Source organism: Leifsonella bigeumensis, from assembly GCF_039537265.1.
In the GTDB taxonomy this organism is placed as follows: domain Bacteria; phylum Actinomycetota; class Actinomycetes; order Actinomycetales; family Microbacteriaceae; genus Terrimesophilobacter; species Terrimesophilobacter bigeumensis.
Genome location: NZ_BAABAE010000002.1, coordinates 312,553 through 329,262, shown reverse-complemented (window position 1 = coordinate 329,262; position 16,710 = coordinate 312,553). Strand labels below are relative to the sequence as shown.

Below are 16,710 nucleotides of genomic sequence, written 5' to 3'. Positions count from 1 at the left end.
GCTTTCATCGCTCCAGCGCGCGGGGGATCTCCAGCCAGAGGTCGACCTGGTCGTCATCTTCGTCCTCGTCGGTGTGCCCGAGCGCGCTCGAGTTCCCGCCATCCGCGGAATTGAGGCCGACGACCGTCACCGCGACATCCGAGCCCTCGGGGACGGTGCGCGCGATGAGGCGGTCGGTGTCCGAGTTCCTGAGCGCATCCGCAAGGCTGTTGAGCACGCGCTCGAGTTCCGTGTCGGAGAGTTCGTCGATACCGCCCTCGTCGAGCAGGGTGACGATCGCACCACGACGCCGGGCGCGCATGACCTGCTCGCGCACACGGTTGTTGAGCAGCTTCCTGCCACGGATCTCGTCCCGGATGGCGCCCTCGAGATAGACGCACTCCTGCCGCTGCGCATCCGTGAGATCTCCACGGGCCGCGACGATCTGCCGCAGCATCGGGAGGGCCATCCGGTTCGTCTGGCGAAGCCGGAACTGGCGTTCGAACAGGTGGGCCTCCTGCGCCGCCTGCCACTCCGCCGCCTCGCGCTCGGCCACCACATACTGCTGGGCATCGCGGCTGATCTTGGCAAGCGAGCGGGAGAGCACGTGGGAGACCGCCACCCAGACGATGCTGCCGACGACCCCCAGGGTCGCGAGTGCGCCGGGACCCGCCCACAGGGCCGTCTGCACGGCCAACGAGCCCACGCCGACCCAGGCGAGGAAGTGGCGTCTGCGGGTCGAGGTGATGACCATGAGCGTCCCGATCGCCGCCGGATACCAGGTCGAGTAGTCGGAGCCGACCGACCCGTGCACGTCGAGCTGCGCGGTCACGAGGAGGGGGAGGGCGATGCTCACGGCGACATTGGCGATCGCCATCCACAACGGCATCCTGCCCACCTTCGACGGCCAGAGGCTCAACGTCGTCGCGATCGCGTAGAGGATCATGGCGGCGATGAACGGCACCTTGTCGCGGGGGATGTCGAGGGAGTAGACCGCCAGCAGCAGGTGGTAGCCGGAGAACACGGCCGCGAGTGCGACGATGATGTACCGGGGGATCGTGATCACGACGACACCTCCCCGCCCGCATCCTCGGCATCCGGATCCGGCCAGCGGATCGTGATGACCGTTCCCTCCCCGGGCCGGGAGACGATGTCGGCGCTCCCCCCCCGCGTTGGCCACGCGCTCGACGATGGAGATCCGCAGGCCGAGGCGCTCGGTCGGGACATCCTCGAGGTCGAAACCGACCCCGGTGTCACCGATCTCGATCTCGAGCCCGTCGGCGCCCTCCCCGGTGATGCGCAGCCAGCGGTCGACCGACTCGGCCGGTCCCGCGTGTTGCAGGCTGTTGACCATGGCCTGCACGGAGGCGGAATAGAGTGCTTCGGCGGTCTGCACCGCGATGCTCCCCACGCCGATCCCCATGACCCGCGAGGGGAAAGGCGCCGAGAGCGCCTCTGCGGAGCCGGTGATGCGGTCCGCGAGCTGGTTCACACCGACGAGCGACTCGTCGTCGGGCGAGGACGCCTGCGCCTCCTTGAGGTGGCCGATCGCATTGCCGGCCATCGTGGCCGAAAGCTCCATGGCATCCGGTGTGTAGGCGCGCGCCGCCGAGATCAGGGTCGTGAGCACGCTGTCATGCACGATCGAGTCGACCTGCACCCGCTCGACCTCCGTGGCATGCTGTCGGACGGCGTGAGTGTAGCGGGCGAGAGCGGTGGCCTGGGCCGCGTCGACCGAGGCCGCGGCCTGGCGGAGCAGGGTGATGATGAGCAGCACGGCGCCGCCGAGCAGGATCGCGTACACCGTGTCGAGGGCGGCGAGATCCCAGTGGGCGCCGCCCCCGGGCGGGGTGAGCCGGATGACGCCGTAGAGCGCGGGAGCGAGCACGAGGTAGGCGGTGGCGGCCCAGGTCGAGAGCGCGATGGCTGCCGTGGCGGTGGCCACGGTGCAGAGGAACCACAGCCAGGGTCGCTCGTCGGCCACGACCGAAGGGTCGACGACCGCGAGAGGCCAGGTAGCCATCGCAACGAGCCAGGCGCCGGAGACGAAGATGTTGAGGATGCGCACGAACCGGCGGGCGATCGCGGCGACGACGCACAGCAGCAACCCGCCGAAGATCGCCACGTTGTAGCCCCAGAACCATCCGGTCTGCAGCACCCCCACCTGGCCGAGCATGACCGGGAAGGTCTGCGCGCCGAACAGGAGGCCGAAGAAGGCGACGGAGCGGGAGGCGACGACCTCCATCTGGGATCGGCTGATCGGCCTCCGCGGCTGCCTCAGAGACTCGGTGGTCAGAGCCTCAGTGCTCATCTCCACCGTCCGGGTCGAGACCCGGCAGGATGCCGTCCTCGACGGCGCGCCGCAGCAGGTCGACCTTCGTCGGTGCCGGTCGGCCGACTTCGACGTACTTCACCCGGATACGGTCGAGGTATTCGCGAGCCGTGGCGTAACCGATGCCGAGCCGCTCCGCCGCGAGCTTGAGCGGCAGCCCGGATGCGTAGAGGTGCAGGATCTCGCGCTCGCGCCGACCGAGCTGCGCCTTGGAGAAGTCGCGGTCGGCGTCGATCGCCGTCGCCCACTCGAGGTTGTTGAGCACATCGCCCCGCGCCACCGTCGCGAGCGCCGACATGACGGTCTTGGTGGCCGAGGACTTCGGGATCACCCCGGCGGCTCCGGCCGCGAGGGCCTCGCGCACGAGCGCGACGCGGTCGGCGATGCTGTGGATGAGCACGGCGCATCCGGTGGCCTGCACCGCCTTGACGTTCTCCGTCACCGTCGACCCGTCCCCGAGGGACAGGTCGAGCACGACGACATCGCATTCGCGCCCGCCGAGCTCGGAGACGAACTCCCTGACGGATGCCGCAGCGAGCACGAATTCGAACCCGGCGTCGATGCACGCCGCCTTGAGACCGAGGCGAACGGATTCGTGGTCGTCGACGACGCCGACCCGTATGCCGCGCCGTTTCGCCTCCGTCGATGTCTCATTCTCGACCGTGAGTTGCATGGCGTCGATCCTGTTCTCCCCCGGGTCTGCCCTCCATCATCTTAATGGCTGCCGAGCGGGGTACCCGGTAGAGTCTGCACATGATTTCTCGCCTGGTGAAGTCCATGCTCGCCGTCGGGATCGTCGCCATCGCGCTCGCAGGATGCTCCACCGGATCGGGCGCCGAGCACATCAGCCACTTCGACATCCGGTACACGATCGACGCCGACGGCACCGTTCATGTGGTCGAGACCATCGATTACGACTTCGCCGGCTCCGACGAACGTCACGGCATCGACCGGTTCCTGGCCTCGCGATTCTCCACCGCCGAGCCCGGGCGCGACCGCGTCTACCGCTACAGCGACATCGAGGTCGAGAGCCCGACCGGCGCGAGTGCCCTCTTCTCGACGACGCTCGGCAACGCGCTGCAGATCCGCATCGGCAACAAGAACGCGCTCGTGCACGGAGAGCAGACCTGGGTCATCCGCTACGACATCGACGGCGCGCTCAACCGCGCGGAGCAGCCCAACGGGACCATCATGGACGAGTTCTACTGGAACGCGACCGGCAGCTACTGGGATCCGTCGATCGACCGGACGACCGTCAGCGTCACCGGCCCGGCTCCCGTCGGTTCGGCGATCTGCTTCGCCGGATACAGCGGTACGCACGATGCCTGCACGGGGGCGAGCATCGCGGGCGACACCGCGACCTTCGAACAGGGGCTGCTCTCCAGTACCCAGGGGCTCACGATCTCGGTCGCCTGGCCCGAGGGCACCTTCACCGGGACCGACCCGATCCTGGAGGCGAGCCTGCCGCCCGGATCCGCGCCCGTCGTGAGCGGATCGAACGACGGCCCGGATCCGTTCTGGAATCCCTGGAACTGGGGAACCGGGCTCGCCCTGGTGTTCGTCGTCCCACTCGCGTTCCGGATACTCGTGCTTGCGCGGCGCCGTGATCGGAAGTTCCTCGGGGTGACGCCCGGCGGCATCCCCGACGACCAGGAGCACGCGGAGATCGGACCGGCCCCAGCCGACGAGACGATCGTCGTGCAGTACCAGCCGCCGAAGGGTCTCCCGGTCGGTGCGGCGGGAACCGTGCTCAACAAGAAGCGCAAGAACTCCGACATCACCGCGACGCTCGTCGACCTCGCCGTGCGCGGCCACCTGCGCATCGAAGAGGTCGAGGGCGGCAATCGGAGGAAGGCGAAGGACTACACACTCGTGGCGACCCCGGAGCGCGCCGCGGAGAAGAAAGCCCGGTCGCGGCCCGGCGGTCCGGATGCCGCTGAACTGCTCCCCCATGAGGCGCTGCTGCTCGGGAAGCTGTTTCCCGGCTATCGCACCTCGGTCAGACTCTCGACGCTCACCAACACCTTCGCCTCCGACATGCGCGCGATCGTCAAATCGCTCGACACCTGGATCGAGCACGCGAAGTACTTCATCGACAAGGTCAACGGGACGCACCCGCTCATCTCGGGCGGACTCGCGCTCGGGGCCATCGGGTTCTTCGTCATGACCTTCTTCGACGGCTCCTGGATCTTCATCCCCATCGGTCTCGCGGTCGGCTCCTTCTTCACCCTCGGATCCGCCGCCAAGGCCGCCCGGCGCAGTGCGCTCGGGCACGCCGTCTACGTTCAGCTAGCCGGATTCAAGGAATACATTGCGACGGCCGAGGCCGACCGCATCCGATTCGACGAGGGCGAGGACGTCTTCAGCCGCTACATGCCGTGGGCGATGGTCTTCGGCGAGGCCGAGCGCTGGGCGAAGGTGTTCGCCGAACTCGTCGCCCAGGGCAAAGCGGAGCCCGCCCCGGACTGGTACGTGGGAAGCGCAGGCTTCCACGCCGGCTACCTCTCGAGCACCGTCGCCTCGATCTCCTCAATCGGTTCGGCCGTCGACAGCTTCACGAGCATGGCGACCACCTCGTTCACCTCCACGCCCGGCTCGAGCGGAGGCTCGGGCGGGGGCGGCGGAGGCGGTGGCGGAGGCGGAGGCGGTGGCGGCGGAAGCTGGTGACCCAGGCGGCTGGTAACCCGATCGGCTGGTGACCTGGGCGGCAGGTGACCTGGGCGGCAGGTGACTACGTTCGCACCAGGCTCGCGACCGCCTCGACGTGATGCGTGTTCGGGAACAGGTCGAACGCCCGGATACCGCTGAGCCGGTAGCCGTGACCCGCGAAGAGCGCCAGGTCACGCGCGAGGGCGACCGGGTCGCAGGCGACGTAGACGAGTTGCGCCGGGGTCAACGCTCCGAGGGCGGCGACGACATCCTTGCCCGCGCCCGACCGCGGCGGATCGAGCACGACGGTCGCACCGGCGAGTCCTCCGGCCCCCGTCCCCGGTGTCGAAAGATAGCGGTCGACGCGCGCGGTCACCGCACTCGCTCCCGCCCAGTCGGCGAGGTTCTCCCTCGCGTGGCCGGTCGCGCCGGAATCGCCCTCGACCGACTCGATGCGGATGTCCCTGCCGAATCGATCGCCGACGGCGGCGGCCAGGAGTCCGACGCCCCCATAGAGATCGAGGTTCGCGGCGGCCGGATCGAACAACTCGGGGTCGATCGCCTCCTGCACTGCCGTCGTGAGGACCTCCGCCGCATACCGGTGCACCTGCCAGAACCCGGCCGCATCGAGCCGGAACTCCCGATCGCCGACACGTTCGGTGATGGGCCCTGAGCGCTCGCCGTGCCGGAGCACGATGGGCTCCCCCGTCGATGGACCGATGACATCGACGGAGCGGGAGCCATGGGCTCTGGCGGCTCGTCCGGGTTGCTTGCGGCCGGCGTCCTTGCGACCGGCGAGCAGCGCGGCCGAAGCCACCTCCGGTGTGGCGAGCGGCAGGTCGGCGACCTCGACCACGCGATGCGATCGCGCGACGTACGGACCGAGTGTCCCGTCCTCTGCGGCGTGCAAGCGCACGCGGGTGCGCCATCCGGTGCCATCGGCCGGGCCTGGCAGCGCTTCGACGATGACCGCCGGCTCAAGGCCCGCCATCCGCTGGAGGGCGTCGGCCAGCACACGTCGCTTGAGCTCTCGCTGGTGCGCGGGTGCGATGTGGCCGAACTCGGCGCCGCCCGCGCGCTCCTCGGGGGCCCGGTCGATCGACGCCGCCGACCAGACGTGCGGCTGCCGGTACGGGGAGGCTTCGAGCACCTCGACGGTGTCGGCGCGCCAGAACTTCGCCTTGGAATCGTCGGTGACGACCGCCCGCACCACCTCGCCCGGGATCGCATCGGCCACGAACACCACCCGGCCGCCATGGCGCGCGACCATGACCCCGCCGTGGGCTACGTTGGAAATCTCCAGCTCGACGAGTTGGCCCAGATGATCGCCCATCCCCACAGCTTAGGAGCGGCAGTGCCAGAAACTGCAGTGCGGCTCTACCTCGCCTCGACCTCGCCGGCCAGGCTCGCAACCCTGCGGTCGGCGGGCATCGAGCCGATCGTCGTACCGTCCGACGTCGACGAGGATGCCGCCATCGTCGAAGCCGAGGGCGCGGCCGGCAGGCGGCTCACCCCGGTCGAGACGGTCGAGCTGCTGGCACGGCGGAAGGCCGAGGCGGTCGCTGCGGGCGGACCTGACGGGACTGCTCTCGAGGAGGCCGCGATCGATGGCTTTGTGCTCGGCGGCGACTCCGTCTTCGAACTCGACGGCACGGTATACGGAAAGCCGCACACGGAATCCGTCGCCCGTGCGCGGTGGGAGCTCCAGCGCGGGCGCACCGGCATCCTGCACTCCGGCCACTGGCTCATCGATCGACGGGGCGGCATCCCTCAGGGGGCGGCCGGAGCCGTCTCGAGCGCAAGCGTCACGTTCGCGGCCGACCTGACGGATGCGGAGATCGACGCCTACATCGCCACGGGCGAACCGCTCAACGTCGCGGGGGCCTTCACCATCGACTCGCTCGGTGCACCGTTCATCACGGCCGTCGAGGGCGACCCGCACACTGTCGTCGGCCTCTCCCTCTCCACCCTGCGCGGCCTGCTGCGCGGGTTCGGGGTCGAATGGCATGAGGTTGTAGCCGGGAATACAAGGACTTCCTAGCTTTTTGTCGGTCTACCCCAATGACCGGCCCTCGAAGCGCAATAGGCTAAACAACTATGCCCCGCATTTCCAAAGTCCTCATCGCCAATCGTGGAGAAATCGCCGTACGCGTGATCCGGGCGGCGAAGGACAGCGGGATCGCCTCGGTCGCCGTCTACGCCGACCAGGACCGCGACGCCCGGCACGTCAAACTCGCCGATGAGGCCTACGCCCTCGAGGGAACGACGAGCGCCGAGACCTACCTCGTGATCGACAAGATCCTCTCGATCGCCAGGCGCTCAGGGGCGGATGCCGTCCACCCGGGCTACGGGTTCCTCGCCGAGAACGCCCGGTTCGCCCAGGCCGTCATGGACGCCGGGCTCATCTGGATCGGGCCGTCGCCGGACGCGATCGAGCAGCTCGGCGACAAGGTCTCCGCGCGCCACATCGCCGAGAAGGTGGGTGCGCCCCTCGCGCCGGGGACGCTCAACCCGGTGACGGATGCCGCAGAGGTGCTGGAGTTCGTCGACGTGCACGGCCTCCCGGTCGCGATCAAGGCCGCATTCGGCGGCGGCGGGCGCGGCCTCAAGGTGGCGCGCACGCGCGAAGAGGTTCCCGAGCTGTTCGAGTCGGCCACGCGCGAAGCCGTCGCGGCATTCGGCCGAGGGGAATGCTTCGTCGAGAAGTACCTCGACAAGCCGCGCCACGTCGAGACCCAGTGCCTCGCGGATGCGGCAGGCAACGTCGTCGTCATCTCCACGCGCGACTGCTCGCTGCAGCGCCGCCACCAGAAGCTCGTCGAGGAGGCCCCAGCGCCGTTCCTCACCGCCGAGCAGAATGAGCAGCTCTACACCTCGTCCAAGGCGATCCTGCGCGAAGTCGGCTACGTCGGCGCCGGCACCTGCGAGTTCCTCGTCGCCTCCGACGGGACCATCTCGTTCCTCGAGGTCAACACGCGGCTGCAGGTGGAGCATCCGGTGTCCGAGGAGGTGACCGGGATCGACCTCGTGCGGGAACAGTTCCGCATCGCCGAGGGCGGCATCCTCGACTACGAGGACCCGGCGCCGCAGGGCCACTCCTTCGAGTTCCGCATCAACGGTGAGGACCCCGGCCTGAACTTCATGCCGACTCCCGGCCCGGTGAACGTGCTGCGCTTCCCGGGCGGCCCCGGCGTGCGCGTCGACAGTGGGGTCACGACGGGCGACGTCATCGGCGGCTCCTTCGACTCGCTGCTCGCCAAGCTCATCGTCACGGGGTCGAGCCGCGAGGACGCGCTCGAGCGCTCCCGCCGCGCCCTCGACGAGTTCGAGGTCGCCGGACTCCCGACCGTGCTGCCGTTCCACCGCAAGATCGTGCGCGACCCGGCCTTCACCGCGGAGCCGTTCTCCGTCTACACGCGCTGGATCGAAACCGACTTCGACAACGACCTCGAGCCATGGAGTGGATCGCTTCCGGATGCCGGGCCGGCATCCGATCGCCAGAATGTCGTCGTCGAGGTGGGCGGCAAGCGCATCGAGGTGTCGCTGCCGGCGAGGATGTTGGGGGCGGCGGCCTCCGCGACCGCCGTCGCACCGCCGCGCCGCAATGCGGGGAGCGCCGTCGCGACCGCGACGGGCGACTCGGTGAAGGCGCCCATGCAGGCGACCATCGTCAAGCTCGCTGTCGCCGACGGAGACCGTGTCGTGAAGGGCGACCTCGTGCTGGTGCTCGAGGCCATGAAGATGGAGCAGCCGCTCACGGCCCACAAGGACGGCACCGTCGCCGACGTCAACGCGACGGTCGGGGCGACCGTGTCATCCGGTCACCTGCTCCTCAACATCGTCGACTGATCGCGCGGAGGCGCGCCGCGTGATCGGCTACCGCACGATGTGCATCGCGCGTGCGGCATCCGTGACGCTGCCGGAGAGCGACGGGTAGACGCTGAACGCCTCCGCGAGCTGGTCGACGGTGAGCCGGTGCTCGATCGCGATCGCGATCGGCAGGATGAGCTCGGAGGCCTTGGGCGAGACGACCACGCCGCCGATGACCGTGCCCGAGCTCCGGCTCGCCACGAGCTTCACGAACCCGTCCCGGATGCCCAACATCTTCGCGCGCGGGTTCTGCGACAGCGGCAGCTTGTAGATCCGTCCCGGCACAACGCCGTCCTCGATCTGCTTCTGCGACCAGCCGACGGTGGCGATCTCCGGCTGGGTGAAGATGTTCGAGGTCACGTTGCGCAGCTCGGTCGGGTTCACCGCGTCCCCCATCGCGTGGAACACCGCCGTGCGACCCTGCATGGAGGCGACGGATGCCAGCGGCAGGAAGTCGGAGCAGTCGCCCGCCGCGTAGATCGAGGGCATCGACGTGCGGGCGACCCGGTTGACGCGGATGTGACCGGATTCGGTCAGCTGGACCCCCGCATCCTCGAGCCCGATGCCCGCCGTGTTCGGAACGGATCCGACCGCCATGAGGCAGTGGCTGCCCTCGACCGTGCGGCCGTCCGTGAGCGTGGCGAGAACGCCATCCGCGGTGCGCTCGATCTTCTCCGCGCGCGACTTCGACAGCACCGTCATGCCGTTGCGCTTGAAGACGGTCTCGATGACCTTGGCGGCGTCGGCGTCTTCACCGGGGAGCACGGTGTCGCGGCTCGAGATGAGGGTGACCTTGGCGCCGAGCGCGGTGTAGGCGGAGGCGAACTCGGCGCCCGTCACCCCCGAGCCGACGACGATGAGGTGCTCGGGCACGCTGTCGAGCGAGTAGAGCTGGGTCCAGGTGAGGATGCGCTCACCGTCCGGCACCGCCGAGGGCAGGATGCGCGGGCTCGCCCCGACCGAGACGACGATCGTGTCCGCCTCGATCGACTCGAAGTCGGTGCGCTTCGTGCCCGAGCCGGTCGAGACGACGACGCGCTGCGGCCCGTCGAGCCGGCCGTCGCCCTGGATGATCGTGACCCCGGCGTCGACGAGTGCGGTCTTCATGTCTTCCGACTGCTTCTGGGCGAGGCCGAGGAGCCGCTTGTTCACGGCGCCGAGGTTGACGGCGACCTCGGCCTTGCTCGGGCGGCCGCTCTCCGCCCGGGCGAAGAACTGCACGCCCAGGTCGGCCGCGTCGACGATCGCGGTCGCCGCCTCGGCGGTCGCGATGAGCGTCTTGGAGGGGACGACATCCGTGAGCACCGCCGAGCCGCCGACGCCGGTGCGTTCGACGAGCGTCACTTCGGCACCGAGCTGGGCGCCGGTGAGCGCCGCCTCATAGCCGCCCGGGCCGCCGCCGACGATCGCGATCCGCTGCTTGCGCTCGAACTCATAAGCCATTGCCCTATTCTCCCCCAGCGCGCCCCGCCGCCGTCACCTCACTGCCCGGAAGAGCGGGCGGCAAATTAGAGTGGAGGGCATGACAACGCCGCCCAATCCACTCGATGACCCGACCGCCGATCCGTTCGCGGTCGCCCAGGATGCTGCGAGCCAGATCGCCGAGAAGACCGGCGTCGAACGGCACGACATCGCGCTGACCCTCGGCAGTGGATGGGCGAAGGCCGCCGACCTCATCGGCGAGACGACCGCCACCATCCCGGCGACCGAGATCGCCGGGTTCAGCAAGCCGGCGCTGGAAGGCCACACCGGGTCTCTGCGCTCGATCCTGCTGCCGAACGGCAAGCGCGCCCTCGTGATCGGTGCGCGCACTCACTTCTACGAGAACCATGGCGTGCGCCGCGTCGTCCACAGCGTGCGCACCGCGGCCGCGACGGGTGCGACGACGATGATCCTCACGAACGGGGCCGGTGGCATCCGGGAGACGTGGAAGCCGGGCATCCCGGTGCTCATCAGCGACCACATCAATCTCACCGCCTCATCGCCGCTCGAAGGGGCGACCTTCGTCGACCTCACCGACCTCTACTCGCGGCGCCTGCGGGACCTCGCCCGCACGATCGACGCGAGCCTCGACGAAGGCGTCTACTGCCAGTTCAGGGGACCCCACTACGAGACGCCGGCCGAGGTGCAGATGGCCAAGGCGATCGGCGGCCACATCGTCGGCATGTCCACCGCCCTCGAGGCGATCGCCGCGCGCCAGGCGGGCATGGAGATCCTCGGGATGTCCCTCATCACGAACCTCGCCGCCGGCATCCAGAAGACGCCGCTCAGCCACGAGGAGGTCATCGACGCCGGTAAGGCCGCCGAGGCGGTCATCAGCGCGCTGCTCGCGAGGATCGTGGCGGCGCTGTGAGCGGAACCACCGGCGCGGCCCCGTCCGCCGACGCGAACGACGCCACCGAGCTGCGCGGCACCCCCGACCTGCTCGCAGCCGCGAGGGCATGGCGCGACCAGGACCCGGACCCCGAGACCCGGGCAGAACTCGACGCTCTCATAGCGGATGCCGAAGCCGGCAGCACGGATGCCCGCGGCGCCACCGCGATCGCCGCCCTCCACTCCCGTTTCGACTCCCGCCTCGAGTTCGGGACGGCCGGCCTGCGCGGTGAACTCGCCGCAGGCCCGAACCGGATGAACCGCGTTCTCGTCGCGCAGGCCGCCGCCGGGTTCGCCGCCTACCTGCTCGGCCGGGAGAAGAACCCGAGCGTCGTGATCGGCTACGACGGCCGCAAGAACTCGCAGGTCTTCGCGACCGACACGGCCGAACTCATGGCCGGCGCCGGCATCCGAGCGATCATCCTGCCGCGGCTTCTACCGACGCCCGTGCTCGCCTTCGCCGTGCGGCACCTCGGCGTGAGCGCCGGCGTCATGGTGACTGCGAGCCACAACCCGCCGAACGACAACGGCTACAAGGTCTACCTCGGCGGCGCCGACGAGGGCTCACAGATCGTTCCCCCGGCCGACGCCGAGATCGAGGCCCAGATCCAGCGGGTCGCCGCGACCCTCCTGGTTCCCGATCTGCCACGCTCGACCGACTACGAGGTCGCAAGCGAGAGCGTGCTCGACGAGTACGTGCGGCGCACTGCCGCTCTCGTGCGGCATCCGGATGCTTCCCCGCGTTTCGTCTACACGGCCCTGCACGGCGTCGGCTGGGAGACCGCGCGGCGTGTGTTCGCCGACGCAGGTTTCGGCGAACCCGTCGTCGTGGCCGAGCAGATCGAGCCGGATGCCGCGTTCCCGACCGTCGCCTTCCCCAACCCGGAGGAGCCGGGAGCCCTCGACCTCTCCTACGCGACCGCGACCGCAGCGGGTGCAGAGCTCATCATCGCCAACGACCCCGACGCCGACCGGCTCGCGGTCGCCGTCCCGGATGCCGCAGGCGGCTGGCGCCGACTTTCCGGCAACGAGGTCGGCTGGCTGCTCGGCTGGCGCGCGGCTGAAAGACTGCAGGCCGCAGGAGAGGCGGTCGCCGCGGTCGGCGGGGACGTGGCGACCTGCGTGAGCGGAACCCTCGCCGCCTCCATCGTCAGCTCACCGGCCCTCGCCGAGGTCGCACGCCAGTACCACCTCGACTATGCGGACACCCTCACCGGGTTCAAATGGGTTTCACGCGTACCCGATCTCGCTTTCGGTTACGAGGAGGCGCTCGGCTACCTCGTCGACCCACAGAAGGTCCGTGACAAGGACGGCATCTCGGCGGCCGTCGAGTTCCTGTCGCTCGTGGCAGAACTGAAGGCGGCCGGCCGCACGATCGACGACCACGAGCTCGACTTCGCCGCGCGCTTCGGAGCGTTCGCCTCCGGCCAGGTGTCGGTGCGGGTGACGGAGCTCGCCGACATCCCGCGCATCATGGCGCGGCTGCGCGCGCATCCGCCGACCCACCTCGGCACGGTCGCCGTGCGGGCGATCGACGACTTCGCGGAGGGCATCGGCGGCTTCCCGCTGAGCGACATCCTGCGCATCCACCTCGAGGACGGCTCACGCGTGATCGTGCGGCCGAGCGGTACGGAGCCCAAGGTCAAGGTCTACCTTGACGCCTCGAGCACCGAGGGCTCCCCCGCCGAACGGATTGCCGCCGCGCAGGCCGCCGTCGACGCCCTCGACGCAGCGGTGCGCCCACTGCTCGCTTGACCTCCAGTCGCCTCGGTTATCATGCCAAGGCGAGGGAGGTTCGCATGCCGGCACGTGGAGTTCCGAGAGCACCGAAGAGTTCACCGGCGGACCCGGCGGATGCGGTCATCGGCAGCGTGCTCGGCGGCCGCTACCGCATCACCGCCCTGATCGGGCGTGGCGGAATGGCGCCCGTGTACCGGGCAGCCGACGACGAGCTCCCGCGCGAGGTCGCCGTCAAGCTCATGGTCCCCGGCTCCGCCGACCCGGAGGAACTGGGTCGCCAGCGCAACGAGGTCGACACGCTCGCCTCCCTCAACCACTACGCGCTCGTCACCCTGCTCGACGCGGGGGTCGAGCATACGCCGACCGGGGACCGGCCATTCATCGTGATGGAGCTCATCGACGGCCCGAACCTGCGCGAGGTCATCACGGAGGCTCTTGCGCAGGAGCAGGTCGCCCACATCGGCGCCGACATCGCGGAGGCGCTGCACTACATGCACACGAGAGATATCGTGCATCGAGACATCAAGCCGGCCAATATCCTCCTGGCGCCGTCAGAGCTTCCGCACCGACAGTTCCACGCCAAGCTCGCGGATCTCGGCATCGCGAAACTGCTGAACGCCAACCCCCTGACGTCGACGGGACTCGTCGTCGGAACGGCCGACTACCTCAGTCCGGAGCAGGCGAGCGGCGCCACCGCCGGAGCGGCATCCGACATCTATTCCCTAGGCCTCGTGCTGCTGGAAACCCTGACCGGCGAAAAGGCGTTTCCCGGGACGACCGCTGAGACGTTGGGGGCGCGCCTCGTGAGCCGGCCGACCGTTCCCGACTCGCTCGGGCCGGCCTGGACCGCCCTGCTCACGCGGATGACCGCGGTCGATCCCGAGGAACGCGCTGACGCCCTCGAGGTCGCCCTCGCCGCGAGGAGCATCGCCGACGCGAGAGCCGATGAACCCTCGGAGGACACGCTGGATCACACGCTCGTGTACCCGGTGAGCCCGACCGCGGCAACCGAGGTGTTCGGCAACGCGGCCGCCAGCGAAGCCCCGTCTGCCGTCGAACCGGTGCACGAGAACACAGCGGTCCCGTCGGAGAGCGACCAGGAGACATCGAGCCCCACCGCATCGCGGCGGCGGACGCGTAACAGGGTCATCGGCATTGCCGCAGCCATCGCCGTCGCCGCCGGTATCGGCCTCGGTCTCGGTCTCGGGACGATGCTCACGACGACCGAGGGGACAGCGGCCCCGACGCCCTCCTATCCGCCCGTCGAGGGCATCCTGGGCACACATCTCGAGCAGCTCCAGGACAGCGTGGCGCCATGAGGCTGGAGTGGAGGGCACGCGCGATCGCCGCGGGGGCGGCCCTGCTGCTCCTCGCCGGCGCGCTCAGCGGGTGCGCCCCGTCAGGCCAGCAGATCGATGCGGGGGCCGCAGAACGGCTGCAGGCATCCGTACTCGCCGTGACGGTAGCGGCCGCCGCGGGCGACTTCTCCGAGGCGATCGCAGCCCTCGACGCGCTCGAGGAGGAATTGACGGAGGGGACGGCATCCGGTGCCATCGACCCGGGCCGCAGTGCACGCATCCAGGCGTCGATCGACCTCGTGCGGGCGGATCTGACCGCCGCTGAGCCGCAACCCAGCCCCACGCCGGATAAGCCGGGCAAGCCGGACCCCGGGCCGAAGAAGGGCGGCCCAGGTAAGGACAAGCCGTAGCGCGATCCCGATCCGCCGGCAGGAGAGAATGGTGGCATGGCTCTTCCCCGCACGGACACCGTCGTCAGCTACCCGACCGGGGCGACGGACGGCACCGGCACGGTGCTGCACATCGAGCCCGTCGGCGAGCGATTCGCCGTGCTGCTGGATGCCACTCCGTGCCATCCGGTCGACGCCGGATGGCCCGACCAGGGCTCCGACCGCGCGACGCTCACCTGGAACGGAGGCTCCGCCGACATCGTGGACTGCATCGTCGCTGCCACGGACGGCTCCCTGCTGTACCTGGGTGGCGACATTCCCGTGCGCAAGGGCACCGAGGGCTGGACGTTCGTCGTCGCCCACCTCGTGACGGATGCTCCACCCGTCGGCCAGGTCGTGACAGTCGAGATCGATGCGAAGTATCGCCGCTCGCTGTCCCTCGGCCACACCGGATGCCACCTCGCCTCGCTCGCCCTCAACCGGGCGATGACGGGACGCTGGAGCAAGGAGGTGCGAACCGACGCACTCGGCACGCCCGACTTCGACGCCGAGGCGAACGACACATCGCGCATCCTCGAACGCGGTTCGCTCGACACCTACCGGCTCGGCAAGTCTCTGCGCAAGAAGGGCTTCAGCACCGAGGGCATCGCCGAGGCGCTCCCCGGCATCGAGACGGAGGTCAACACGACGCTCGCCGACTGGGTGGCCGAGAACGCTCCCGTGCGCATCGACCGCGACGGCGACAGGCTCACCGACCGGCGCTACTGGGTGTGCACCCTCGCCGACGGTGAAGCGCGCATCGCCTGTGGCGGTACGCACGCTACAGGCCTCGGCGAGCTCGGCTCGCTGCGCGCGACTCTCACGCTCGAGGACGCCGACGGCACCCCCGTACTGACGATGCGCACGGCCCAGGACTGATCCGCCCCATCTTCTCCCCCACAGGGTGCGCTCCCCTGCGATCTCCACAACGACTGGGGAAGCCCGACTCGACGACGCACGACACTCTTAGACTCACTCGCGAGGCCCGGTATCTCTGGGGCAGAATGGAGTCATGACCGTGTCAGCAGACGTCATCGGTGTCATCCTCGGGATCATCGGGGCTGCCGCGACGATCTTCGGCGGCGTGGCTTCCCTCCTGCGCGGGCAGATGAGGAAGATCGACGAGCGCTTCGACAAGGTCGATGCCCGGTTCGACAAGGTCGATGCCCGGTTCGAGAAACTCGAGGCCAGGATGGATGAGCTTGCGGCCGGCCTCGTCGAGGTCAAGGTCGCGGTCGCACGCCTGGAGGGGCCGGAGAGGCGCCTTCAGCTACTGCACACCTGATCCCCAGGTGAACTCGGGCGGCCGCTTGCCGAGGAACGCCTCGACCCCGATCGCACGGTCGTCGGATGCCGTGGCCTGCCAGCGGTCAACGACCGCGCCGAGATCGCCCCGACCCTCCATGATGGCGTCGATGATCTCCTTCATGGCTCGGATCGAATACTGGGACCGGCCGGCCAGCATGCCTGCGAACCCGGCCACCGCATTCCAGAAGCCCTCGGTCGGCAGCACCTTCGTGACGAGGCCCCAGGTGCGCGCGGTCTCGGCGTCGACGAGCTCGCCGGTGAACAGGAGGTGCTTCGCGACGGCCGGTCCGGCGATCGCCACCACTCGCTCGATGCCGGACCTCGGGTAGACGATCCCGAGCCTCGACGGCGTGATCCCGAAGGTCGAGCGGTCGGAGCAGATCCGAATATCGCAGGCACCCGCCAGTTCCCAGCCGCCTCCGACGCAGTAGCCGTCGATCGCGGCGATCGTGGGCTTGGGAAAGGTGGCGAGTGCGTTCTCGGCCTGAGTCATGACCCCACCGTCACCCGGGCCGGCGAGGATCCGGTCGAGATCGGCGATGTCCGCACCGGCCGAGAAGTCCTGTCCGGCGCCACGCAGGACGACGACCTTCACGGCGGCGTCGCCGGCCAGCCCGGCGAGCAGCGGTTCGAACTGCTGCCACAAGTCGGCCGTGACCGCATTGCGCTTTCCCGCATTGTCGATCACGAGCGTCGCGACCGGTCCGACGATCTCCACCCGCACTTGCGCCAT

Annotated in this window: 14 protein-coding genes; 9 read left to right on the top strand and 5 right to left on the bottom strand. The window is 69.4% G+C overall.

Annotated elements, in window-relative coordinates; genetic code table 11:
* Positions 1 to 4: 4 nt before the first annotated feature.
* Positions 5 to 2,224 (bottom strand): sensor histidine kinase, encoded by a 2,220-nt coding sequence (locus ABD678_RS04565; RefSeq protein WP_344754154.1) that lies wholly within the window; start codon positions 2,222 to 2,224, stop codon positions 5 to 7.
* Positions 2,225 to 2,279: 55 nt separating this feature from the next.
* On the bottom strand, positions 2,280 to 2,984 hold the full coding sequence (locus tag ABD678_RS04560) for a response regulator transcription factor (protein ID WP_344754152.1): 705 nt from the start codon (positions 2,982 to 2,984) through the stop codon (positions 2,280 to 2,282).
* Between the two features lie 80 nt (positions 2,985 to 3,064).
* Here ABD678_RS04560 and ABD678_RS04555 point away from each other — a divergent pair, with 80 nt between their 5' ends.
* On the top strand, positions 3,065 to 4,978 hold the full coding sequence (locus ABD678_RS04555; protein ID WP_344754150.1) for a DUF2207 domain-containing protein: 1,914 nt from the start codon (positions 3,065 to 3,067) through the stop codon (positions 4,976 to 4,978).
* Between the two features lie 64 nt (positions 4,979 to 5,042).
* Here ABD678_RS04555 and ABD678_RS04550 read toward each other — a convergent pair whose 3' ends face one another.
* On the bottom strand, positions 5,043 to 6,293 hold the full coding sequence (locus ABD678_RS04550; protein ID WP_344754148.1) for a class I SAM-dependent RNA methyltransferase: 1,251 nt from the start codon (positions 6,291 to 6,293) through the stop codon (positions 5,043 to 5,045).
* A gap of 36 nt (positions 6,294 to 6,329) precedes the next feature.
* Here ABD678_RS04550 and ABD678_RS04545 point away from each other — a divergent pair, with 36 nt between their 5' ends.
* Together ABD678_RS04545 and ABD678_RS04540 are read left to right on the top strand one after the other, a co-directional pair.
* Entirely contained in the window at positions 6,330 to 7,001 is a 672-nt protein-coding gene (locus ABD678_RS04545) for a Maf family protein (RefSeq protein ID WP_344754374.1), read from the top strand.
* 56 nt (positions 7,002 to 7,057) lie between these two features.
* On the top strand, positions 7,058 to 8,809 hold the full coding sequence (locus tag ABD678_RS04540; RefSeq protein ID WP_344754146.1) for an acetyl/propionyl/methylcrotonyl-CoA carboxylase subunit alpha: 1,752 nt from the start codon (positions 7,058 to 7,060) through the stop codon (positions 8,807 to 8,809).
* A gap of 27 nt (positions 8,810 to 8,836) precedes the next feature.
* On the opposite strand, the gene ABD678_RS04535 is transcribed toward ABD678_RS04540, so the two are convergent.
* Positions 8,837 to 10,273 carry an NAD(P)H-quinone dehydrogenase gene (locus ABD678_RS04535; RefSeq protein WP_344754144.1) on the bottom strand — a complete coding sequence of 479 codons (1,437 nt, stop codon included), beginning with the start codon at positions 10,271 to 10,273 and terminating at the stop codon, positions 8,837 to 8,839.
* Between the two features lie 79 nt (positions 10,274 to 10,352).
* Between ABD678_RS04535 and ABD678_RS04530 the strand changes: the two genes are divergently transcribed.
* From ABD678_RS04530 to ABD678_RS04505, 6 genes are all read left to right on the top strand, one after another.
* The gene (locus ABD678_RS04530) at positions 10,353 to 11,183 is read left to right on the top strand and encodes a purine-nucleoside phosphorylase (RefSeq protein ID WP_344754142.1); all 831 of its coding nucleotides are present in this window, start codon (positions 10,353 to 10,355) and stop codon (positions 11,181 to 11,183) included.
* A 50-nt stretch (positions 11,184 to 11,233) separates the two neighbouring features.
* On the top strand, positions 11,234 to 12,958 hold the full coding sequence (locus ABD678_RS04525) for a phospho-sugar mutase (protein ID WP_344754372.1): 1,725 nt from the start codon (positions 11,234 to 11,236) through the stop codon (positions 12,956 to 12,958).
* 44 nt (positions 12,959 to 13,002) lie between these two features.
* Positions 13,003 to 14,262, top strand: a complete 1,260-nt coding sequence (locus ABD678_RS04520; RefSeq protein WP_344754140.1) for a serine/threonine-protein kinase — start codon at positions 13,003 to 13,005, stop codon at positions 14,260 to 14,262.
* The gene (locus ABD678_RS04515; RefSeq protein ID WP_344754138.1) at positions 14,259 to 14,651 is read left to right on the top strand and encodes a hypothetical protein; all 393 of its coding nucleotides are present in this window, start codon (positions 14,259 to 14,261) and stop codon (positions 14,649 to 14,651) included. The genes ABD678_RS04520 and ABD678_RS04515 overlap by 4 nt, the downstream gene beginning before the upstream one ends.
* Positions 14,652 to 14,687: 36 nt before the next feature.
* Complete coding sequence (locus ABD678_RS04510; RefSeq protein WP_344754136.1) at positions 14,688 to 15,548, top strand: alanyl-tRNA editing protein; 861 nt, start codon at positions 14,688 to 14,690, stop codon at positions 15,546 to 15,548.
* 133 nt (positions 15,549 to 15,681) lie between these two features.
* Positions 15,682 to 15,954: a hypothetical protein gene (locus ABD678_RS04505; protein WP_344754134.1), complete on the top strand. Its 273-nt coding sequence runs from the start codon at positions 15,682 to 15,684 to the stop codon at positions 15,952 to 15,954.
* On the opposite strand, the gene ABD678_RS04500 is transcribed toward ABD678_RS04505, so the two are convergent.
* Positions 15,940 to 16,710 (bottom strand): enoyl-CoA hydratase/isomerase family protein, encoded by a 771-nt coding sequence (locus tag ABD678_RS04500; RefSeq protein WP_344754132.1) that lies wholly within the window; start codon positions 16,708 to 16,710, stop codon positions 15,940 to 15,942. The two genes, ABD678_RS04505 and ABD678_RS04500, sit on opposite strands and share 15 nt — an antisense overlap.